25 protein-coding genes are annotated in these 23870 nt (G+C 29.8%); 4 read left to right on the forward strand and 21 right to left on the reverse strand.

Annotated elements, in window-relative coordinates:
• Positions 1–129: 129 nt before the first annotated feature.
• Positions 130–993, reverse strand: coding sequence for an alpha/beta hydrolase (locus CLFE_RS19935; protein WP_077893977.1), 864 nt, complete (start codon positions 991–993; stop codon positions 130–132).
• Between the two features lie 180 nt (positions 994–1173).
• Between CLFE_RS19935 and CLFE_RS19940 the strand changes: the two genes are divergently transcribed.
• The gene (locus CLFE_RS19940; protein ID WP_077893976.1) at positions 1174–1998 is read left to right on the forward strand and encodes an undecaprenyl-diphosphate phosphatase; all 825 of its coding nucleotides are present in this window, start codon (positions 1174–1176) and stop codon (positions 1996–1998) included.
• A gap of 107 nt (positions 1999–2105) precedes the next feature.
• Positions 2106–2426, forward strand: a complete 321-nt coding sequence (locus CLFE_RS19945; RefSeq protein ID WP_077893975.1) for a LiaF transmembrane domain-containing protein — start codon at positions 2106–2108, stop codon at positions 2424–2426.
• A 16-nt stretch (positions 2427–2442) separates the two neighbouring features.
• Here CLFE_RS19945 and CLFE_RS19950 read toward each other — a convergent pair whose 3' ends face one another.
• The 13 genes from CLFE_RS19950 to CLFE_RS20010 form a co-directional block, all read right to left on the reverse strand.
• Positions 2443–3666 carry a S1C family serine protease gene (locus CLFE_RS19950; RefSeq protein ID WP_250944676.1) on the reverse strand — a complete coding sequence of 408 codons (1224 nt, stop codon included), beginning with the start codon at positions 3664–3666 and terminating at the stop codon, positions 2443–2445.
• 197 nt (positions 3667–3863) lie between these two features.
• Positions 3864–5066 carry a S41 family peptidase gene (locus CLFE_RS19955; protein ID WP_077834320.1) on the reverse strand — a complete coding sequence of 401 codons (1203 nt, stop codon included), beginning with the start codon at positions 5064–5066 and terminating at the stop codon, positions 3864–3866.
• A gap of 288 nt (positions 5067–5354) precedes the next feature.
• The gene (gene ftsX / locus CLFE_RS19960) at positions 5355–6260 is read right to left on the reverse strand and encodes a permease-like cell division protein FtsX (RefSeq protein WP_077834319.1); all 906 of its coding nucleotides are present in this window, start codon (positions 6258–6260) and stop codon (positions 5355–5357) included.
• Positions 6250–6936: a cell division ATP-binding protein FtsE gene (gene ftsE, locus CLFE_RS19965; protein WP_077834318.1), complete on the reverse strand. Its 687-nt coding sequence runs from the start codon at positions 6934–6936 to the stop codon at positions 6250–6252. Before ftsE ends, ftsX begins: the two co-directional genes overlap by 11 nt.
• Before the next feature lie 123 nt (positions 6937–7059).
• Positions 7060–7899, reverse strand: coding sequence for a YitT family protein (locus CLFE_RS19970; protein ID WP_077893973.1), 840 nt, complete (start codon positions 7897–7899; stop codon positions 7060–7062).
• A gap of 192 nt (positions 7900–8091) precedes the next feature.
• Positions 8092–8718, reverse strand: a complete 627-nt coding sequence (thiE, locus tag CLFE_RS19975; RefSeq protein ID WP_077893972.1) for a thiamine phosphate synthase — start codon at positions 8716–8718, stop codon at positions 8092–8094.
• 74 nt (positions 8719–8792) lie between these two features.
• A complete protein-coding gene (locus tag CLFE_RS19980) occupies positions 8793–9161 on the reverse strand; it encodes a type II toxin-antitoxin system PemK/MazF family toxin (RefSeq protein ID WP_077834315.1) in 369 nt (122 codons plus the stop codon).
• Complete coding sequence (locus CLFE_RS19985) at positions 9121–9441, reverse strand: CopG family ribbon-helix-helix protein (RefSeq protein ID WP_077834314.1); 321 nt, start codon at positions 9439–9441, stop codon at positions 9121–9123. Before CLFE_RS19985 ends, CLFE_RS19980 begins: the two co-directional genes overlap by 41 nt.
• 118 nt (positions 9442–9559) lie before the next feature.
• Entirely contained in the window at positions 9560–10720 is a 1161-nt protein-coding gene (alr, locus tag CLFE_RS19990; RefSeq protein ID WP_077893971.1) for an alanine racemase, read from the reverse strand.
• A gap of 124 nt (positions 10721–10844) precedes the next feature.
• On the reverse strand, positions 10845–11480 hold the full coding sequence (locus tag CLFE_RS19995) for a germination lipoprotein GerS-related protein (protein WP_077834312.1): 636 nt from the start codon (positions 11478–11480) through the stop codon (positions 10845–10847).
• A 30-nt stretch (positions 11481–11510) separates the two neighbouring features.
• The gene (locus tag CLFE_RS20000; RefSeq protein ID WP_077893970.1) at positions 11511–13028 is read right to left on the reverse strand and encodes an NAD(P)H-hydrate dehydratase; all 1518 of its coding nucleotides are present in this window, start codon (positions 13026–13028) and stop codon (positions 11511–11513) included.
• Between the two features lies 1 nt (position 13029).
• Positions 13030–13404, reverse strand: a complete 375-nt coding sequence (gene acpS / locus CLFE_RS20005) for a holo-ACP synthase (protein ID WP_077834310.1) — start codon at positions 13402–13404, stop codon at positions 13030–13032.
• Positions 13405–13609: 205 nt separating this feature from the next.
• Positions 13610–13945: a DUF6514 family protein gene (locus CLFE_RS20010; protein ID WP_077834309.1), complete on the reverse strand. Its 336-nt coding sequence runs from the start codon at positions 13943–13945 to the stop codon at positions 13610–13612.
• 412 nt (positions 13946–14357) lie between these two features.
• Here CLFE_RS20010 and CLFE_RS20015 point away from each other — a divergent pair, with 412 nt between their 5' ends.
• A complete protein-coding gene (locus CLFE_RS20015) occupies positions 14358–14606 on the forward strand; it encodes a TM1266 family iron-only hydrogenase system putative regulator (protein WP_077852823.1) in 249 nt (82 codons plus the stop codon).
• Between the two features lie 83 nt (positions 14607–14689).
• On the opposite strand, the gene CLFE_RS20020 is transcribed toward CLFE_RS20015, so the two are convergent.
• From CLFE_RS20020 to CLFE_RS20035, 4 genes are all read right to left on the reverse strand, one after another.
• Positions 14690–15304: a hypothetical protein gene (locus CLFE_RS20020; protein WP_077852824.1), complete on the reverse strand. Its 615-nt coding sequence runs from the start codon at positions 15302–15304 to the stop codon at positions 14690–14692.
• Between the two features lie 86 nt (positions 15305–15390).
• On the reverse strand, positions 15391–16242 hold the full coding sequence (locus tag CLFE_RS20025; RefSeq protein ID WP_077893969.1) for a YihY/virulence factor BrkB family protein: 852 nt from the start codon (positions 16240–16242) through the stop codon (positions 15391–15393).
• Positions 16243–16403: 161 nt separating this feature from the next.
• Positions 16404–17750, reverse strand: coding sequence for a phosphoglucosamine mutase (gene glmM / locus CLFE_RS20030; protein WP_077852826.1), 1347 nt, complete (start codon positions 17748–17750; stop codon positions 16404–16406).
• 74 nt (positions 17751–17824) lie between these two features.
• Positions 17825–18751, reverse strand: coding sequence for a CPBP family intramembrane glutamic endopeptidase (locus CLFE_RS20035; RefSeq protein ID WP_077893968.1), 927 nt, complete (start codon positions 18749–18751; stop codon positions 17825–17827).
• A gap of 177 nt (positions 18752–18928) precedes the next feature.
• Here CLFE_RS20035 and CLFE_RS20040 point away from each other — a divergent pair, with 177 nt between their 5' ends.
• Positions 18929–19561: an MBL fold metallo-hydrolase gene (locus CLFE_RS20040; RefSeq protein ID WP_077893967.1), complete on the forward strand. Its 633-nt coding sequence runs from the start codon at positions 18929–18931 to the stop codon at positions 19559–19561.
• 2 nt (positions 19562–19563) lie between these two features.
• Here CLFE_RS20040 and nrdG read toward each other — a convergent pair whose 3' ends face one another.
• From nrdG to CLFE_RS20055, 3 genes are all read right to left on the reverse strand, one after another.
• On the reverse strand, positions 19564–20025 hold the full coding sequence (nrdG, locus tag CLFE_RS20045; RefSeq protein ID WP_077852829.1) for an anaerobic ribonucleoside-triphosphate reductase activating protein: 462 nt from the start codon (positions 20023–20025) through the stop codon (positions 19564–19566).
• A gap of 69 nt (positions 20026–20094) precedes the next feature.
• The gene (locus tag CLFE_RS20050) at positions 20095–22203 is read right to left on the reverse strand and encodes an anaerobic ribonucleoside triphosphate reductase (protein ID WP_077893966.1); all 2109 of its coding nucleotides are present in this window, start codon (positions 22201–22203) and stop codon (positions 20095–20097) included.
• A 301-nt stretch (positions 22204–22504) separates the two neighbouring features.
• A complete protein-coding gene (locus CLFE_RS20055) occupies positions 22505–23860 on the reverse strand; it encodes a PFL family protein (RefSeq protein WP_077852831.1) in 1356 nt (451 codons plus the stop codon).
• Positions 23861–23870: the final 10 nt, after the last annotated feature.

The following is a 23870-nucleotide window of genomic DNA, read 5'->3' on the forward strand; positions in this document are numbered from 1 at the left end:
TAATTTTAATATTAGTTATATCTATTGTCAATTAGAAATATAAATATACACTGTTAACTTAATACATAAATTTATAAAATAAAAAATCACCATAATATTTGTTTATGGTAATCTTTATTAAAATTTTTCCTAATTATTATTCTTAATTACTTTGTTATATAAGAATTTTGTTATTATGTTTTCTATTTTAGAGGTACTATCAGGCTTAAGATTATAAAAATGATTTTCTCCTTCTATAGCATTAAGTTCACAATATATATCACTTGAATTTAATTGTCCTTGAAGTTCTTCACTAGCTGAAAAAGGATTTATAGTATCATCCGTGCCATGAATAATTGTACATGGTGGAGTATTCCTTAGAGCATCTCCCCAAACCAATCTATTTCCTGACATGTCAACAACTCCTGAAACACCACTTCTATCCCAGCCATCCACATAAGTACCGTAAATTAAATTAGTAACCACCTCAGCTCCTGCGGAATAACCCGCAACAATTATATTATTTTTATCCATACCATATTTAAAATAATTAGATTTTACCCATCCTATTGCTGATGCTACATCTGTCATAGCATTTTTCATACTTAAGTTCCATTCCTTATCAACATTTGGATCTAATCTGTAATTGATATTAACTGTCACATATCCTTTTTTAGCGAATTCTTTTGAATATATAGTCTGAAAACTATCTTGATCATCTTTACTTCCTTCGGCTAAATACCCTCCATGAACCCAAATTATTACAGGCCTATTCTTTTCAACATCACCACTAGGCATGTACACATCTAATAATAGTTTCTCTAGCTGTCCTGAATAATTTACTGCATCACTATATTCAATATCTTTATATAATTGAATGTTACGAAATACACTATCAACATATCTTACATCCTCGGCCTTCATTTTAGAATTTGGTAACGCATATACAATATCAAAAGCAATAAATAAGCATATAACAAAACTGATAATAAGGCATAAATTTTTCTTCCTCATACTTTCATCCCCCTTTAATTTTATCAAAGCTCTTATAATTATTTTTACATAAATTACATTTTATTTCAATATGGTGTTTTAATACAATGTTTTTTTATACAAAATGTAATAAACTATTTATTTAAAAATAAAATTAAACAAGGCATTTACAATAAAAAAACTATAAGCTAGGAGGATTCTATGGAACATATAGAAATATTAAAAGCGATTTTTCTTGGAGTTGTTGAGGGCATTACAGAATGGTTACCTATAAGCAGTACAGGTCATATGATACTTGTCAATGAGTTTATAAAATTAAATGTAACTGAAGCCTTCAAACAAGTGTTTTTAGTTGTAATTCAATTAGGTGCTATTTTATCAGTTATAGTTCTTTACTTTAAAAAACTTATTCCCTTTTCTTTTGATAATGGTTTTTCTCTTAGAAGCGATGTTTTATCTATGTGGTTTAAAATAATTCTTTCTTGTATCCCCGCTTCCGTTATTGGTATACCCTTTGATGATAAAATAGACAAACTTTTTTATAATTATCAAACTGTATCTATTATGTTAATTACCTTTGGTATACTATTTATTATGATTGAAAACAGCAATAAGGGTAAATATCCCAGAATAAATTCTATTTCTGAAATTACATATACCACAGCTATTCTTATCGGAATTTTTCAGCTTATAGCTGCCGTATTTCCCGGGACATCTCGCTCTGGTGCTACTATTGTAGGGGCTCTCTTAATTGGAGTATCAAGAACTGTAGCTGCCGAATATACTTTTTTTCTTGCAATTCCCGTTATGTTTGGAGCAAGTTTGTTAAAGCTATTTAAATTTGGCTTAAATTTTACTGGGGCAGAATTATATATACTATTTATTGGAATGTTATCTGCTTTTATAGTTTCAATACTAGCTATAAAGTTTCTTATTGTATATATTAAAAAGCATGATTTCAAAGCCTTTGGTTGGTATAGAATTATATTAGGCTGTGCTGTATTAATATATTTTCTTATATTTTAAAATAAATATATGACTAATGTCACATATAACATATTACTGAACTCACTTAAAAAGTTTATCTCCTCGTTGTATAATTACATCATGAAATACGTTAAGGAGTGATTTAAATGAAAACAAAATTATTTGTAGGAGTTATATTTATATTATTAGGAGCATCAATATTTTGTACACAATTAGGAATTATGAATTTAAAAGATGTATACTCATTTTTATGGCCTTTGATACTTATTGCTGCAGGTGTTCAGCGTTTATATAAAAACAATACCTTTAGAACATCCAGTGCTATAGTAATATTGTTGGGAGTTTTATTTGAACTAGATGCATTCCATCTTCTACCTTACAATGCAGCTGCACTTATTGCACCTTGTATACTTATAATTATTGGTATTTCAAAAATATTTTCTGCAAACAAAGTAATGCATAATTAAAAAAGATGATAAAGACTTACTTTTTTAAGTCTTTATCATCTTTTTCTGTTTCATCTTCTTTTTTATCAACATTATCTAAAATATCATCGAAAGATTTATGTTCAAATTTCACGACCTTATCTTCCTTTGGCATTCCTTTAGGTACAAAAATTGCTCCAAGTCTTTTATTTCTATCAAATTTACTGTACTTTATCTCACTTAATTTGCCTTGTACATCTTTTATTTTAAGCCATATATGTTTACTCATATTCTGAATTGATTTTGAAACATCTTCCTCTGAAAATATTTTCATATCATTTATTTCTAAAAGTAAATCTCCACTCTTTATGCCCATTTCATAAGCTTGAGAATTTGGAGCAACCTCTAAAACCATGACACCATCTTCACTATTTATAAATTTAGGTTTACCTTTCACTTCAGAATAAGATTCAAATCTTAGCATAGTCTCGTGCATTACGGGTGCTAATATAGCCAAAACTAGTTGTTCCACTAAATTATATTTTAATATTTGAGCCAAAGCTAGTAGTATAATTCCATAAAGTGCTATACCTATTCCCGATGTAAGTGCCTTACTCTTTTTACTTTTTGTAAAAGTAACGCTTTTATATCCTATAATTCCATAGAACATAGCAAAAGAAATCACTGCACTTGGTCCAATTATTGTAAGCGCTGTTTTAATTAAAGGCCAATAACTTGGAGTAGCTACATTAACACTCCCATTTAAATCGGCATTATTAATTAAAAATAATAGCGTTATCGGTAATGCCCAATATCTTTTAAAAGCAAAACCTCCTATTATTTTGTCTTCTCTCTTAGTAAATACTGGGATAGCACCTGATTTTCCATCAAACATTACAAGTAAACCCTCTATAATGTGCAGCACCCCAACAAGAGACATAAGCATTACAACATCTATTTCAAGAAATTTCATTGAAGTCATATCTGCTATTTTGTTCACTGAAATAAATTGAATTACTACACTTATAACTCCAAGTACTGCTCCAGAATAGGAAAAACATATAAATCTTCCACCAAGAAACATTAGAATTACAGAAATTAAAAATAGCAAAACTATTGCGCTGTTATCCTTAAAAGCAACTCCAAGATATGCGAGAATAACACTCCCTAAAGCTCCAGCAATTATACTAAGTGTTATCTGTGACAATGTAAGTTCAAAAGGCGATTCTATATTCTGCCCTATTATCATCTTCTGCATAAAAGAAATCTTTCTATTTTTCATATAAAACAATGTCATTATAATAATTATTGTAGCCAAATATGACGGCGTAACTATCATCTGCGCCAGAGCTCGTAGTGTCTGAACCGCAATATTCATGTAAACGAAATTCCCCTCTCCATTTCAATAATTTATGTCTATTATAGGGAATCCAAAATCAAATATTCATTTTTGATCTGGACTCCCTATAATCATAAAATTTATTTTATTTTTGTTTGTATTTGTTCTAAAGCTTTTTGGAATTGTGGATCTACATTTCTATCATAAGGTTTATCCTTTAGGGTATCAGGATATTTAACTTCTATATCAGGCTTTATACCTTTATGCTGTATGTTTTCACCATTTGGAGTATAGTATTTTGATATAGTTATTTTAAGTTGAGTATTGTCATTTAAATCGAATGGAGCCTGAACAACGCCTTTACCAAATGTCTTTACACCGATTAGTGTGCCCAATTTATAATCTCTTATAGCACCCGAAAAAATTTCTGATGCACTTGCTGTATTTCCATCTACTAATACAACAAGTGGTAAACCTATATAATTTCCACCCTTTGACTTATATTCTTCCTTAGAATTATATTTATCAATAGTTGAAACTATAACTTTATCTTTCTCAACAAAATTTGAAGTTACCTGAATACAAGAATTAAGCAGTCCACCTGGATTTGATCTTAAATCAAGAATAAGTCCCTTCATTCCTTGACTTTTTAATTCATCAATTTTTTTATTAAAATTATTTCCAGTATTTTCATCAAACATACTTATTTGAATGTATGCTATTTTATTATTTAACATTTCTCCAGTTACAGTATCAATTGCAACCTTTGCTCTTTTGGCCGTTATATCAAAATTTCCTTTAGTTGATCTGTATAAAGTAAGTGTAACATCTGTACCTTCTTTACCTTTTATCATAGAAACTGTTTTATTAAGATCTGTTGTTACTACATCATTACCATTTACCTTTAAAATTACATCTCCTGATTTCATTCCTGCTTTTTCAGCTGGAGAGTTATCAAATACAGTAGATACTATAACTTTATTGTCTTTCGCCTGTACTTCCATTCCAAGACCTACATACTGTTCTCCCTGCAATTCTGAATTAAAAGATTTAGTTTCACTCTTATCCATATAAACAGTATACGGATCTTTTAAAGATGCTGTCATTCCCTTTAACGCACCGTCTAAAAGCACATCATCACTAATTTTTCCATCATAATATTTATAAAGCTGATCCCTTACAGAAAATATTTTAGAAAATTTATTGTATGTATCTTTATCTACAACAACCTTATTGTTTCCTTGAAACACCAAAAATCTTCCGCCTAAAAATAATGATGCTGCATTAGTAACAACTAAAATAGCCACCACAATGGCAATCCACTTTTTTTTCTTGTTATCCAAAGTTTTCACCGTCCCACAAATTTTTTTGAACTATCTCGAGAAATTCCATCGATACTATTTAATCTATATAATTATAGTGTCTTCATATATAACAAATATTATTTATTATAACACTATTAAATACTCTTTGGCAAAATCTTTATATATATTCACTATAAACCAAAGAAAATATACAAAAACCACTTCACACTAAAATATACCTTAGAAATTTATACATTTCCAAGTAATATTAAAGTTTGAAGTGGTCTTAAACTAGTTCTTAAAAACTAAACTTATCACAAACTCAATTTATACATCAAGGAACTTTCTTATAACTACAATACTTCCTAATGCCCCAATAAACATTCCTGCCAATACAAATTCCCATGACATAACTGTTAATACATATGACGGATCTATTATGTTCATTGTTAAAAAACTACTTCTTATTCTATTAAAGAACACTCTATATAAGTTATATACAACTACTATTGTCACAATAGCTCCAGCTAAGCCTATAAGCATTCCCTCTATTACAAATGGAAGCCTTATAAACCAATCAGTAGCACCTATATATTTCATTATTCCTATTTCTCTACGCCTTGAATATACTGTAAGCTTTATAGTATTTCCAATTAGGAATAATGATACTCCCGCTAGTATTATAAATATAACTATTCCAACCCATTGGACTGTATTAGTTATAGTTGATATTTTATTAATTAATTCTCTTCCATCCTGTACTTTTTCAATTCCGTCTATTGAAGAACCATTTTTATTTTTAAGGGCTTTAACCACACCTGAAGCATAATCTGAATCTGTAACACTTACAACGTATGAGTTTGGCATAGGATTTCTAGTATCCATACCCTCAACCAAAGTTTTATTATCATTTCCTAATTGATTTTTAAACTTAGATAAAGCATCACTTTTGCTCTCATATTTTATAGATTTTATTCCTGGTACATCTGTTAACTTGTTTAAAGCATTTTTCTGCTGATCTATTGTTATGTCATCTTTAAAGTAAACTTGTACTTGAACTTTGGATCTTACATCGCTTATTCCTGTTCTTACGTTAAGAAGCACCAATAAACATACTCCTAATATAAAAAGAGTTGCTGCTACAGTTGCTGCTGCTGCAGTACTTATAGTTTTATTTCTTTTTAAACTTTTAAGAGCATCAATAAAAAATAACTTTAATGTACTAACTCTCATAATCGTATCTTCCCCTTCGTTCATCTCTAGCAACTGTACCATCTTCAATAGCTATAACTCTCTTTTTCATATCATTTACTATTTCTTTAGCATGTGTTGCCATTATTACTGTTGTTCCTGCTTTATTTATATCACTCATTATACTAACGATTTCATTTGCTGTTTCTGGATCGAGATTTCCTGTAGGCTCGTCTGCAATTAACACCGCCGGATTATTTACTATAGCTCTGGCAAGAGCAACTCTTTGCTGTTCTCCTCCAGAAAGTTGATTTGGAAAGTCATTTGCTTTACTTGAAAGCCCCACAAGTGCTAAAACCATAGGTACTCTCTTTCTTATTTCCTTATGACCCGCTTGTACTATTCTCATTGCAAATGCTACATTTTCATAAACACTTAAAGTAGGTATAAGCCTAAAATCTTGAAATACCATACCTATTTTTCTTCTATAATAAGGTATTTGTTTTCTTTTCAAACTACAGATATCCACATCATTTACTACTATAGTTCCTGATGTTGGTTCTATTTCCTTCATAAGCAATTTTATAAAAGTTGATTTACCTGCACCACTTGGACCAACGACAAATACGAACTCTCCCCTATCGATTGAGATATCTATATCAGAAAGAGCTTTTACATCATTTCCGTAAGTTTTATTAACATTCTTAAATTCTATCATATATCTCTCCCACTTATCTTTTTTTTCTACAAAACTATTATCATAAATCAACAAAACTATTATTATTATAACACACTCTGCTAAATATACAAAATGCCATTTATTAATATACTATTAAGTTTTCTAAATTTCTTTAAAGCCTTCCCCAAGAACTTCCTTTGCATCACTTATTGTTATAAATGCATTTGGATCAGTTTCCTTTATAAAAATTCTAAGCTTTATAAATTCTTTTCTATTAAGTACTGTATACAATATATAAGTATCTTTTCCTGTGTAACCACCTTTACCATCTACAATAGTACATCCTCTTTCTAATTCCTTTATTATAAAATCACTTATAACCTTGTTTTTATCGCTTATAATCATTACCTTTTTACATATATTCAAGCCTTCTATAACACTATCTATAACAAAACCACTTATTATAACTGAAAGTAGTGAATACATACCAATATCTGCTCCTAATGCAAATCCAGCAAAAAGCGTTATTACAAAATCCACTAAGAGAAGTGATTTTCCTATATCCATATGTAAAAATTTATTCATCATCTTAGCAAGTATGTCAGTTCCACCTGTAGATGCATTTTGGTTAAAGCAAATTCCCATACCAACGCCTGATATAAGTGTTCCAAATAAAGTAGCTAATAATAAGTTTTTAGTTATGGGCTCGCACACTATATATTTATCCATAATCCATAAAGAAATAGAGAGTCCAAAACTAGAATATAAAGTTTTAATTCCAAAGTTCCCATCTATAAATATCATTGCAACTGCAAATAAAATAGCGTTCAATACAAAAGTAATTAATCCTACAGAAAGTGACCCAAAAAACTTATTTATAACTATTGCAAAACCAGTCACCCCTCCTCCTGCTATATTATTGGGTTCAAAAAAGAATCTAACTGAAGCAGCTACTATTAAGAAACCTAATGTTATATAAAAATATTCTTTAAACTTTTTCATATATTATCCCCCTAATCGGTAGTTACGTAAATTTATTTATCAGATTGTATATGGTTAATAACTGTTGTTTTTATATATCTATAATATTTTCCTATAGTTTGTGCATTTTTTCATATTTTAATTTAAAATTTATTATTTATTATATATAACGCACTAAAGCTCTTACATTGTAGATTATAAAATATTAAAGTTTTATTTCAAATTTACTATCTTAAACATAAGCTCGGACTTTTTCTTTATATCTTTTGCTCCAAGTATAGCCGATACAACACTTATTCCGTCTACTCCTGCCAGAATAACTTCTCTTGCATTTTCTTCATCTATTCCACCTATACCAACCATAGGTATTTTAACGCTCTTCTTTATTTGTTGGAGTTTTTCAAGACTAACAGCTTTAGCATCACTTTTAGTAGAGGTATTAAAAATAGCTCCAACTCCTAAGTAAGTTGCTCCATTTTTTTCTGCCTCTACTGCTTCCTCTATACTGTGAGCCGAAACTCCTATTATCTTATCTTTTCCTAACAATTCACGTGCTTTTATGAGCGGCATATCACTTTGTCCTATATGTACACCATCTGCATTTACCGCAAGTGCTATATCGATTCTATCATTTATTATCAGTGGTACATCAAAAGTATCTGTGATACTTTTCACTTTAAGAGCTGACTTATAAAAGTCGAGAGTATCCATTTCTTTCTCTCTTAATTGAACTAATGTAACGCCCCCTTCTATTGCTTCTTCTACTGCTTTGTAGAGATCTTTGTCCTTTAATACTTTTCTGTCTGTAACAAGGTATAACCTATAATCCACCTTTTTCATGTTAACTCCTCCTAACCTCACAAAAATAAGCACCATTCCATGAGAATAGTGCTTATTAATTTTATAATCTCGTGCTATACACTTTCAAACATACTTTGAAGACCTATACTAATCAAAAGTGCTTCATCCACTTTTTTCATATCCATATCCGTCATATGACCTATTTTCTCTTTAAGTCTTCTTTTATCTAAAGTTCTTATCTGTTCAAGCAAAACAACAGAATCTTTGTTTAAACCATAATCTTCTGAAGAAATTTCCACATGCGTTGGAAGCTTTGCTTTATTTATCTGCGATGTTATTGCCGCAACAATCACCGTAGGACTGTACTTGTTACCCATGTCATTTTGAATAATTATGACAGGTCGTATTCCTCCTTGTTCAGAGCCAACTACTGGACTCAAATCAGCATAGAATATATCTCCTCGTTTCACCACTATTGTCATCAAGCAAATCACTCTCCGATAGCATAACTTCATATTGATTCAAATCTTCTAAATCAGAGGAAAAACCACATTCACAAATTTCCATATTTATTTCAGCCATTTCACTATATCCACTTTTTATTAATTCTATTTGTTGAAGTTTTTTTCTCTCCTCTATATATAATATTATAGCTTCCCTAATAAATTCACTTCTTTTTTTACAATCTTCCTTAAGTGCCTTATCAAACTCGTCATACAGTTTTTCTGAGAGGCTAACCACTAATCTCTTTGAACTTGACATACAAAAATTAATACCTCCTATCAACTATAACGAATATATGTATATACTGATTATAATTCATCAAGTGTCAATATGTCAAAGGATTTGATAAAACTTAAGTTTTTTCTATAATTCTTATCTACACATAGTTTCTTATTTTTACAACTTCTCCGTTCTCTATATAAACTCGTGGTACACGCTTACCAATCATGCAAATAACTTCGTAATTTATTGTTCCTATAATTTCAGCAATATCATCAGCTGTAAACTTTTTTCCATCTCTTTCGCCCATGATTATAACTTCATCTCCAACTTTAACTCCTGAAATATCAGTAATATCAATCATACATTGATCCATACATATCCTTCCAACAACTGGAGCATACTTACCATTTATTATTACCTTGGCCTTGCCTGAAAGCATTCTTGTATAACCATCTGCATACCCAACAGGAAGTGTAGCTATAACACACTCTCTTTCACATTTAAACTTTCTACCATAACTAACGTACTGTCCAGGCATCATTTTTTTTATATGAACCACATTGGTCTTAAGTGTCATAATTGGTTTTAAATGAAGGTTACTTTTGTCAACTTCATTTGATGGATAATATCCATATAGTATAATCCCAGGCCTTGTTGCTTCAAAATGAGTTTCTGGCAATTCCATTATTGCCGCGCTGTTCCCTATATGTCTCACATTTATTTCTATATCTTTTTTCTTTAATTCATCATAAAACCATTCAAACTTTTTAAGTTGAGCGTATGTGTAATCTTTGTTCTCCTCATCTGATGTAGAAAAATGCGAAAACATTCCTTCTATTTTTATGTTTGGAAGCTTACTGATTTTACAAACTTCTTCTACATTTTCTTCACTAGGTATAAATCCTATCCTGCCCATTCCTGTATCTAAGGCTATATGAATTCTAATGGTTACATTATTTTTCTTAGCCATTCTAGATAATTCCTTGGCATACTCATATGAAAAAACAGTTTGCTCTATATGATATTTTTCAATGCTGTCCACTAAACTTAGTGGTGTGTATCCCAAAATCATTATTGGACATTCAATTCCTGACTTTCTAAGCTCAACAGCTTCACTTGCAACAGCAACCGCAAAACGATTTGCCCCATTTTTCAAAAGAATAGGTGCTACATCAACTGCTCCATGTCCATAAGCATCAGCTTTAACCACAGCTATTATTTCATCACTTTTTGAACACTTTCTAATTTGCTGCATGTTATATGCAATATTATCTAAATCTATTTCAGCCCATACAGGTCTTATATGTCTAAACATTTGTACACCATCCTTATTAACTATCGTAAATTTTATAACATATTAAACTTAAAAATTAAAACCTACACTTCTACAAATGATACAGAAAAACCATTTTAATATCAAGAACCACTCATAAATATAATTACATACTAACTGGCTCAAATAATTTATCTTCCAGATTAACATTAGGCTGAAAATCTCTATATTCTATATTTAGCCTTTCTTCATTGTTTACATCATATACTTTAAGCTGTGTTGGAAATTTATTCTTCAAATCTACATAGAGCACACCATAGCTCATATTATTATTCTGAGATGGTATAGTTATTTTAATTAAAGCGTATTGAATTCCACCTATACTCTTTATAGAATATTTTATATTTTCATTGGTATAAAGCATACCAATATATTCACATATGAAGCTTAAATTGTACACATCATCAAATTTTAATGGAAGTGTATATGTTTTATTATTTTCTACATCTTGAACATAAACCATATTCTCTTTGTATATCATAATCCTTTTTTTGTCATTTAATTCCATTCTATATCCTGATTTAAGTCTATACATTTGTTTTCCATTATACTCAATGTGCTGCTTTTCATTTTTAACTTCCATGCTTATACTGCAACTATAGCTTTTTAAGTCTTTTAAGTATTCAACTACATCTTTTTCATGTTCCCTGTTTATAAAGTAGTAAATCATAACACTCCCTAAAACTAACATTACAAAAACAACAACACCTATAGGTATGAATACTTTTTTACTTTTCTTCATGCAATTCCCCTTAAAATTTCTATTACTTAATTAATATTCATAATTAGTTTTTTTTATAACTAATTTTTTTATTGCATATGGAATTTCATGAAGCACATCAGAAGCCGTTACATTTTCCATTTTATGAGATAGATTATCTCCACAATATCCATGAATGAAGCTTCCGATTACTGCTGCTATAATAGGAGCATATCCTTGACCAACTAATGAAACTATTATTCCTGTTAAACAATCTCCCATTCCCCCTGATGCCATATAACTGCTACCTGTTGAATTTATGAAGACACTTTTTCCGTCTGTTATTATAGTATTATATCCTTTGAGTACTAATATAATGTTATGGTCAAATGCAAATTTTTTTGCAACATCTATTCTATTTTCTTCAATTTTTTCAACTGAAATACCTGAAATTCTAGACATTTCACCTGGATGAGGTGTAAGTATTATTTTATTTTTTTTCAACTTCAATATCCCTATTTTATCTTTAAGTACATTTATAGCATCTGCATCAAGTACTACAGGACAAGATGCTTTTGATATAATCTCCTTAACTATTTCAAAAGTTTCTTTACTGTTTCCCATTCCTGGACCTACTCCTATAGCATTACATGAGCTAATAAGCTTTTGTACCCTTTCTTTTTCCTCAAAGTTTACAGTCATGGCTTCTACAAGCTTACTACTTAATACCTCTTGAAGTTCATTTGCTGTACACAATGTAGTTAATCCAGACCCGCACCTTACAGCGGCCTCTGTTGCTATATATGCCGCTCCTGAATACCCTTTAGATCCTGCAAATATGCATACTTTACCAAAGTCACCTTTATGAGCATACTTATCTCTTTTAAGAATACTATTAGTTATCATATTTTCATCTACTATGTACATATACTCATGAAATTTCTCTATGACAAATTCAGGAACACCTATATTTTCTATTATAACTTCACCTGTGTAAACCTCATTTTTATAATTGAAAAAACCTTTTTTTTGCATTACAAATGAAATAGTTTTATTTGCCTTAATTGCATTTCCCATTACAAAGCCGTTGTCACTATTAAGTCCTGTTGGTACATCAACTGACATAATATAATTTGCATTTTCATTAATAATTGAAATTACTACACTGTATATTCCTTTAACTTCTCTGTTAAGTCCCGTACCAAATATACAATCTAAAATTAAATCTGCATTTTTTATTTTTTCCTCAAACTTTGTTATATATTCATCATCTGTAATATTTTGAACCTTTATCCCCATATTTATGAGAATATCATAGTTAAATTTACAGTCCTTACTCATTTTTTCCATATTACCTATACAAAATACCTCTATATTTTTTTCCATAGCTTTAAAGTGCCTTGCACATGCCATTCCATCTCCGCCATTATTACCAACTCCACATACTATAACTATATTTTTGTATTTTTCTTCAACATTTTTGACTACTTTTAATGCAGCATTCTCCATAAGAATAGTTCCTGGTATTCCTAAATTGATTGTACAAAATTGATCTATATAGTTCATAACTTTTGAATTACCTATTCTCATTTCAAATCACCTCCATAACAGCATAAGCTATAGCCTTATCTCTATCATGAGAAATACTTAATTCAATTTGATAATCTCCAATATCTTCAGCTATAGCTTTTGCTCTTCCATTTAAGATAACTATTGGTTTTCCTAATTTATCCTTATGAATTTCTATATCTTTAAAACCAAATCCTCTAAATCCAGTTCCTAGAGCCTTTGATACCGCTTCTTTTGCTGAAAATCTTCCTGCTATGTATTGTGCCATTATTTTTTTGTCCGTTATATATTCTTTTTCTTTATCGCTAAATAGTTTTTCAATAAAATTGTTATTTCTATCTATAGCTCGCTTTATTCTTTCTATTTCAATAATATCAACACCTACACCCTTGATCATAAATGCACCTCTTATTCTAAAATAACTCATAAAATAATTATACTATAAACGCTAAACTTCTGCAGTACTGCAATATATGAGTAATTTTAAATAGAAAGCTTATAATTTATGACATAAAAATAGTGAAAGAACAGGGATATATTATATTAATAAAAACCCCTGATTTTTCACCTAATCATATGACTATATTAAGTTATCTTGTCCACTATCTAATAATATCAAAATCACTTACACATTCATCAACTTGTAACCCCAAAACCTCTATGAAATGTATTGGTGAAACTATATTATTGTATAAAATCTCCATGAGTTTATGTACTTTATCTTTGTTGTTACTAATATTTTTTATATTATCTCTCTCAATATTAATAACCTTATTATCCTCAACATCTTTTCTCTCAACCTCTATACCGTAAGATTGTATCTTTATATTTTCACATTCATGATATACTATGAATTCACCTCTTATAAGCCTGTACTCGTATTCATAAACTTTATCTGGCATCTCAACTTTTTTCTTCAAAATTTCAACTACTTCCATAACAAAACCTCCAATCAACCTTCTGAATACATGTTATCATAATTTTCAGAAATATTGTGTCATTATATGAAATGCTCAAGAAAAAATCATTATTTAAATTCCGACACATAATTAAAATAAATAATCCATTATTGCTATTTTCTTCTTTTTTTTAATTTATCATAATTCGGAAATCTCCATGTGGAATTTTATTCCTGCTAAACTTCAATAAACATTGTATTTTCATGTCGTAATATGCAACATAATAACTATAGTTAAATTCCAGCTTACATTTCTAACATATTTATCTCATTTATTTACAATAGTGTGCTTTATTGTTTAAAGATATTTTAAAGTTATTCATACTTTTATACTTTTTAATGATATAATTATAACTACAAAAGTTAATATTTTCATGAGGATGTGTTTTATTATGGATAAAAGAATTGCTGTTGTAGGTATAATTTTAGATGATATAAATATGGCTCAGGAAGTAAATAAGATACTTCATATTCACAGCTCAATAATTGTTGGTAGAATGGGCCTTCCCTATAGAGAAAGAGGCATATCTGTTATATCTCTTATTGTTGATGGCTCTATGGATGATTTAAGTGCTCTTACTGGTCAGCTTGGTAAAATACCTGGAGTAAGTGTGAAATCAGCCGTTTCTAAAAAAACTTAATAAAAAAACATACACATATAACGCCAAAATACCTTTACATTATATATGTATGAGTTGTAATTTTTATGTTAACTTTTTACTAATTAATTTGCATCACTTAAAAATTTTTGCTGGCAATTTTTCATATAATTACGGTTTTCAATATCAAAGGAATTATTTAATTTAAATATATTCTGTATATTGCTGCTGGTAACTATAAATTTTCTTTCCTTTTCTCTTTTACTGTCTAGCCATTTTTTCTCATCTGCATTGAGAACACTCTCATCATTTAAAAAATACCACGAATTATTTTTATTAATAAGTGTTATTATTTCTATATCGGGTCTTGGTTTATTTATTCCTTTAAAATATACATTAAAGGCTGATACCATAACCTTCAACCTACTTTTAGAATTAACATTATAAAGGTCTATAAGACTCATTTTTGTTATTCCAAAATCATTAAGCTTCTTTTTTATATATGATATATTTGAACTTTGTGGATTACTATAAAATTTACTTAAGTATTTTTCATCTTTGCTCACTTCATCATTATAGTATATACTGATAAATTTTTTTTCTTCTGGTTTAATAGAATTTTCTTTATCCATTTTATTATTATTACTTTGATTTTTATCTTTACTTCCACACCCAAACAACATAAAAACTCCAAAAACTACAACCCCAATTAATACTATTTTAAACCAAAAGTTTTTCACCACTTTACCTCTATTCTAAAATTATTATTATTTTCTGCAATTCTAAATTTTACACTAATTTGATTGTCATGTAAATACATATATTTTTATAACTTTGCTAATTTGTTAAGATTTTTCAATTTAAAATAAATCGCATTTATTTCTCCTCCGCAAATCGTTATAAATGATATCATGAAAAGCCAGGTCATCAAAACTATAACCGTACCTATACTTCCATATATTTTAGAGTAATTACCAAAGTTATTAACATAAAATGTAAAACCTATAGATGATATTATCCAACCTACAGTACTTGTTATTGCACCTGGCATTACCATTTTCCATTTATGTTTTTTTGAAGGGGTATATCTATACAATGCTGCAAAAGCAAAGATCATTCCAAATGCTAAAATTACATATTTTGCAAAATCCCAAATTTTAAGACCAAAAAATTCAGAAATACCGAATCTTTTAATTATTATTGCCTCATTTATATCTCCAAATACAATTAAAAGCATAACAAAAAATATAGTTATTATAAGACCAAAAGTAAATAATATTGATATAAGTTGTACTTTCCAAAAGCTTCTTCTTTCATTATATTTATAAGAATTATTTATTCCTCTTATTACTGCATTGAATCCAGAAATACAAGACCAAATACTTGTTATTAAACTAAAGGAAAGAAGTCCACCATTTTTGGTATCTACAACTTCTCTTACAGTATTTTTTATAAGTCCATAAACTTGGTATGGTACAACTTTTCTCATAGCTTCTAGTACATCGCTGCTTTTAATACTACTAAAACCAACAAGAGTCATAAGAAATATTAGGAATGGAAAAAAGGCAAATATTAGACTATACGCAAGTTGAGATGATAATGCAAATATACCATCATCAATAAGCTTTTTTATAAAAATAGAACTGCATTTCTTTATTTTCAACCATTTTTTAACCATAGTTTAATTCCCCTCTAGTATAAATTTCACAAAAATATAAAGTAACTATATTCCATATATATTATCCACATTTATTATTTTTTTATTAACTTTTGGGTTCATAATAAAAAAAGATTATGTAGAACTTTAATATAGTTTTACATAATCTTTTTCTCTAATTTCTAATTTGCTTTTTTTTCGATTAATTCAGCCAAACCATGAGCTAAAGTATTAAGCCTTGCTTGATCTTCTCCCTCAAGCATAACTCTAACTAGCGGCTCTGTACCAGAAGGTCTTATTAATACTCTACCATTACCATGTAATTCTTCTTCGATCTTTTTAATCTCTTCAGATATCTGTTGATCCGTAATATATATATCCTTCTTATCGTTTGGTACTTTTGCATTTGCAAGAACTTGTGGAAGTTTATGCATTATACCTGCAAGCTCTGATAATGTTTTTCCACTTTCTTTTACTATTGAAGATAACTTAAGTGCTGTTACGAGTCCATCTCCTGTTGTATTATAATCTAAAAATATTATATGTCCTGACTGTTCTCCACCAAGCTTGTATCCTTCTTTTTTCATTTCTTCGAGAACGTATCTATCTCCAACTTTAGTTTTTACTGTTTTAATATTTTCTTTATCTAAGCCAAGAAATAATCCCATATTGCTCATAACAGTAACAACTACCACATCTTTATGTAACTCATTTTTTTCTTTTAAATATTTACCACAAATGGCCATTATAAAATCACCATCTATTAAGTTTCCTTTTTCATCTACAGCAAGACATCTGTCAGCATCGCCATCAAATGCTAGACCTAAATCGCAGTTCTTTTTAACAACATAATCCATCAATTCTTCTGGATGTGTAGAACCACAGTTACAATTTATATTTATTCCATCTGGATCATTATTTATAACTGCTACCTGTGCTCCAAGTTCCCTAAAGGTTTTTAATGCTGTCTTATATGCTGCTCCATTTGCGCAATCAAGAGCTATTTTCATTCCTTTTAAATCAACATTTATTGTACTCTTTGCAAATTCAATATAATCTTCCTCAGCTGATTCTTCTACTACTTTTCTTCCAACATCTTCTCCTGTAGGAAGTGGTACTCCTTTGAAATCATTTTCTATAACTCTTTGAATTTCATCTTCAAGTTCATCTGAAAGTTTATAACCTTTTCCATCGAAAAACTTTATACCATTATATTCCACTGGATTATGTGATGCCGATATTACTACTCCAGCATCTGCATTATATTTTCTAGTTAAATATGCAACTGCAGGGGTAGGTACTATACCAACACAGACAGCTTCAGCTCCAACAGAAAGTATACCTGAAACAAGTGCTGCCTCAAGCATATCACCTGAAATTCTAGTATCCATACCAACCAAAATTTTAGGCTTGTGAGTTTCGTTTGTCAAAACATAAGCTCCAGCTCTTCCAAGTTTGTATGCAAGATCTGCTGTAAGTTCCTTATTAGCTATTCCTCTTACTCCATCAGTTCCAAACATTCTACCCATAGTTATATTATCCTACCTTTCTAAGCCACTATTATAAAAATATTATATTCTACCTTTTTATATTATTCTACTCTTTATAATATCTTATATAGATTAGCATATATATAAGTTAAAAACAATATTACCGAAAACAAAATAGGCATACTTGCATTAACTTTATCTCTTAAAGTATAACCTTCTTTACTAGCTATACTGCTCTCCTGAATCTCAACCTTATCTCTATTTATATCCATTAGTTCTCTTACTAACATGATAACAATACCAACTGCTATTGCTGCTAAAATTGCTCCAAAAACTAAATTTGTAATCTTTCCACTTAAGGTTAAATTTCTAATTGAAGCTGAGGCATTTGTATTTTTCCTCATAGAGAACCATGAGCTTACCGCTGTAAAAGTATTAAAAATAAAATGTGAGGTCATAGATGCAAATATAGAATCACATGAATATACAAGATAGGAGAGAATTGTACCAAGTGCAAAAGTATATAGAAATTGCGGTGGATTAAGATGAAGAAGAGCAAATAAAAATCCATTTATTACTGCTGCCTTTTTAATAGACACTTCTCTATATCCAGATAAAATAGAACCTCTAACTAGCAGTTCCTCACAAAAAGCTGGTACTATTCCAAGCACAAAAACCATTTCTATAAGTGGTGTACCTTTCATATTTCTTATTACAGTTTCAACATTATTACGAAAAAATAGTCCTGTTAAATTAGCTAAGAAGCTTGCAATAGGTATAAAAAATAACGTTATCAATATAATAAGAACAATGCTTTTCAAATTTATTGGATTAATTCTTAAAACTTTTTTAAAAGACTGTTTAGTTACCAAAATATAAATTATATTAGGAATTATTAAAAGAATTATTTGAACAATAACCATTGCAACAGGGAAATTAAGCTTATATTTCGAATTCACTATTTCTATTATTGTACCAACTATTACTTGAAGGATTATTAAAGAAAGAAAAAACAAATTGACTTTTATAATTTTTTTCAACTCATTGCCTCCTTTTTCTAAGTTTTTTATTCGTACTGAAAATCTCTCAATATGTAAAATAGATACAAATACCTATATAATTATACCATTATTGTATTTTTTTTAAACAGCATAATCTATATATATTGAAAAATTTGTACATTCATACTATAATACTCAAGAAAGTTGGTGATTAAATTGAAATTTACTTGGTACGGTCAAGCATGTTTTCTTATCGAGTCAAAAAATAATAAAAAGATATTATTAGATCCTTTTGATAACTCTATAGGTTATTCTACTTTTAAAGGAGAAGCTGATATCGTTACTATAAGTCATCATCATTTTGATCATGATTACACTGATGATATTACTAACTCTCCAAAAATACTAGATAAACCTGGTGAATATAGGATTGATGATATCACAATAAAAGGAATACCTTCCTTTCATGATAATGTTAAAGGTGCTGCTAGAGGCAAAAATACTATATTTTTATTTAATATTGATGGACTTAAGATATGCCATCTTGGAGATCTTGGATACATCTTATCAGACTCTGAAATAAAAGAACTTGGAACTATAGACGTGTTAATGATTCCTGTAGGAGGAAACTTTACAATCGATGGGAAAGAGGCTGCTCTTTTATGTAAAAAAATAAACAGCAGCATAGTTTTACCTATGCACTACAAAACCTCCTTCACTGTTATGCCTATTGAAGGAGCAGAAAAATTTATAATGAATATGAAAAATGCTGAAAAATTAAGCAGCAATGTATTAACCGTAAATGAAAAAAATAACCAAAAAAATCAGGTTAAAATCTTTTCAATATAAATTTATTTTAACCTAATAATTCTTTGATTGCTTGAACCTGCGTACTTAGGTGAATTATCCATTAATTCTTCTTTAAATTCTCCGTCTACTAAAACATCTATGTATTTAAGCAGTTCAAGCTTATTTTTATCCTTTTCTTCTAAAAGCTCTTCATAAGTATACCCTGTATAACACCATATATTAAGGCCTTCAGCCTTTATATCTTTTGCAAGTTTACTCAAAGCTTCTGCCTGTTCCATGGGATCTCCACCTGAAAATGTAACTCCTTTTATTATGGGCATATTACTTTTTATTCTATTTAAAATTTCTTCTACTGTAGCTTCTTCTCCATATTTAAAATCTTGCATAGCTACATTTTGACACCCTTTGCATCTTCTTTTGCAGCCTGATAAAAATAATACGGATCTCATTCCTTCACCATTTACCATGGAATTGTCTAAAAATCCAGCAACTGTGAGTTTCATAAAATTCTCCTTTACAAAAATAATCTTCTTCATCTTACCCTTTTCAGTAAGATGAAGAAGTTTTTTATTTTATTTATAACAGTGTATTCCGGTTCCTTGTGATACTCTATCAGCTCTTTCTGCTGCTTTTCCAGCACCAAATCTTTCATCTAAACTTAAATATCCTGTAACTCTTGATATACCTTGAATATCGTGACTACTGCACTTTGGACATTTCATATCAGAGGCATCCAAATATTCTCCACAATCTCTGCAGTATCTTATGTGGAAGTTTATACCGATATAATTTATATTAGTGCTTTCATAAGCATATTTAACTATATTCATTATAGTTTCTTCATCACCATAATCATCAAGTTCTATATATGATATATGTCCACCGTTACATAACTTATGATAAGGTGCTTCTATATTTATTTTTTCCTTTATTGATATATCAAAACCAACTGGTATGTGATAACTATTAGTATAATAATCTTTATCTGTAACACCTGGTATTTCTCCGAAAATAGCTTTATCCTTAACTATGAACTTTCCAGATAAACCTTCAGCCGGTGTAGCATAACAACTCCAATTAAGTTTTATATGCTTCTTTAAGTCATCAAGATAATCTCTTATATATGAAATTATCTTAAATCCAAGCTCCTTTGATTCCTCTGTTTCTCCATGATGATGTCCTGTAAGTGCTACAAGTGTTTCTGCAAGTCCTATAAAACCGACACCCCAAGTACCTTGCTTAAGAACTGGTTCTATTGAATCATCTGGCTTTAAATTCTCAGAACCTTTCATAAGATTTTGACCTACAACAAATGGTAAATCCTTAACCTTTAATTTTTTCAGTACATTATATCTATGAAGTAAACTTTCCTTTGCAATCTCTAATCTTGAATGTAGAAGCTCAAAGAATTTATCTACATCACCTTTAGCAAGTATACCTATTCTAGGTAAATTAACAGTTGTAGGTGCTATATTTCCTCTTCCCTTTACTCCTGGTTCTCCATTTATGTTGGACATTATATAGGTTCTACATCCCATAGTTGCAGGAATATATCCCTTATCATAATATTCTTTATTAAAATCAGCATCTATATTCATAAATGTTGGATTCATTCTTTTAGCTGCAACTCTACAAGCTAATTTGAATAAATAATAATATGGATCATTTTCATTTCTATTTACGCCTTCCTTAACTCTAAAAATTATGTTAGGGAAAATCGGCTGTTCACCATTTCCAAGTCCTTTTTCATATTCCTTTAAGAATATTTCACACACAAGTGCAGCATCTTTAGACTTAGGTATTCCTATATTTATAGATGAGAATGGAACCTGTGAACCGGCTCTGCTGTGCATTGTATTTAAATTGTATACTATACCCTGCATTGATTGTCCGACTATTTTCACTAACTTCTTTTCTACATTTTCATCTAATTTATCTGAAGTAACACCTATTTCCTCATACTCATGTCTTATCTGTTGTCTTGTTGGTTCAATAAATTCAGCCATATCATTATCAAAATCAGGATGTGCTTGGCCTCCAAACATATCATTTTGTGTAGATTGTAACAATATGCATGAAAGTTCTGCTGCTGATTCTATTCTTTTTGGTGGTCTTATATATCCATAACCTGTATTAAACCCACTCTGCAAAACTTCCTTTGTTGGAATGTGAAGACAGTTTATACTCAAGTTATAACTATCTAAATCATGTAAATATATGTCACCATTCTCGTGTGCTCTAGATATTTTTTTAGGCATAGCAGAAAGATTGTGCCACTTATTGGATTCACTAGCTATTCTCAAAAGCTTTGAACTATAGTTATTTCCAACATTAGCATTATCCCTATCTGTTTCTATTCCAATCTTTTCTATGACCTTCATTAAATCAGATTTTATTTCTCTTACTTTTGTTCTTTCTTTTCTATATGTACAATATGCCATACCGATTTCTCGGTTTCCATTTTCTAAAAGTACTTCTTCCACTACATTTTGTACTTCTTCAACCGAAATTTCTTTTATCTTTACGTTTTCAACTCTTTCTATAACCTTTTGTGTTAATTCAAGTATATCACTTTGTTTAATATCATAGCCAATTTCATCAGCTGCTCCCTTTATGGCATTAAATATTTTATTAGAATCGAATACTACTTGCCTACCATCTCTTTTTACTACATTTAGCATATAAACGTCCTCCAATACACTATATCTTGTACTTTGATATTATACATTAGGATTTTTTTTATATCAAAATCTAAAATATACGTATTACATTATAATCTAGTTTTTAGTCTCCATGGACTTTATTTCTTATCTTTTTCTCAGCCATACTGTGTTTGATATTTTTAACATCATGATTGGTACTTTGATTTCACTCTCATAACTGGGTGTAAACCTAAATTGCAAGAATATTTATTCTTTTAATAACTTTTTATGAAAAAAAAGCGTTATGAAGAAATAAAATATTCTCATAACGCTTAATATATTAGTTTTTAAAACTGTGTATTGGTGATGGTATTCTTCCACCTCTATTAATAAAATCCGCCGAAGAAAATTTACTTACAGGCATTACAGGAGCTGTTCCAAAAAGTCCTCCGAACTCAACACTATCACCTACACCCATTCCTATTGCAGGAATTATACGTACTGCTGTTGTCTTATTATTTACAACACCTATTGCAGCTTCATCCGCAATTATTCCTGAAATTGTTTCAGCTGGTGTATCTCCTGGTACTGCAATCATATCAAGTCCTACTGAACATACACAAGTCATTGCTTCTAGTTTTTCTAGGTTAAGTGCTCCACTTCTAACTGCAGCTATCATTCCTTCATCTTCACTTACAGGTATAAAAGCACCACTAAGTCCTCCAACATGTGAAGCAGCCATTATTCCGCCTTTTTTAACAGCATCATTTAACATTGCTAGTGCTGCTGTTGTTCCTGGTGCACCACATGCTTCTACACCTATTTCTTCTATTATTCTTGCTACACTATCTCCAACTGCTGGAGTTGGCGCAAGAGATAGATCTATTATTCCAAATGGAACCTCAAGTTTTCTAGATGCTTCTCTAGCTACAAGTTGACCTGCTCTCGTAATTCTAAAAGCAGTCTTTTTTATAGTTTCAGCAACCACATCAAAAGTCTCTCCCTTAACTTTTTCAAGTGACGCTTTAACAACTCCAGGTCCACTTATTCCAACGTTAATTACACATTCAGCTTCTCCAACACCATGAAATGCTCCTGCCATAAAAGGATTATCCTCAATTGCATTTGCAAATACCACAAGCTTCATACAATCCATTCCATTAGTTGAGGCACTTAAATTGGCAACATCCTTTATTATATGTCCCATTTGCTTAACAGCATTCATATTTATTCCAGTTTTGCTACTTCCAACATTTACAGAAGAACAAACAATATCTGTATTATGTAATGCTTCTGGAATAGACGCTAGTAAAATCTTATCACCTTTAGTGCATCCTTTGTGTACAAGTGCTGAAAATCCACCTATGAGGTTGACTCCAACTGCTTTAGCTGCCCTATCTAATGTTTTAGCATATTCAACATAATCTTTGTCATCAGAAGATTCTGCAATTATTGAAATTGGAGTTACTGAAATTCTTTTATTGATTATAGGAATACCATAATCTCTTTCTATTTCCTCTCCCACTTTAACTAAATTTTCTGCATATTTAGTTATTTTGTCATAAATTCTTTTTCTAGATTCTTCTCCATTAAAGCTGCAGCAATCCCTTAAAGATATTCCCATAGTTATTGTACGTATATCAAGGTTTTGCTCTTCAATCATTTTTATTGTACTCATGATTTCATTAGTATTCATTGACTTTTAA

This window comes from Clostridium felsineum DSM 794 (assembly GCF_002006355.2).
GTDB classification, from domain to species: domain Bacteria; phylum Bacillota; class Clostridia; order Clostridiales; family Clostridiaceae; genus Clostridium_S; species Clostridium_S felsineum.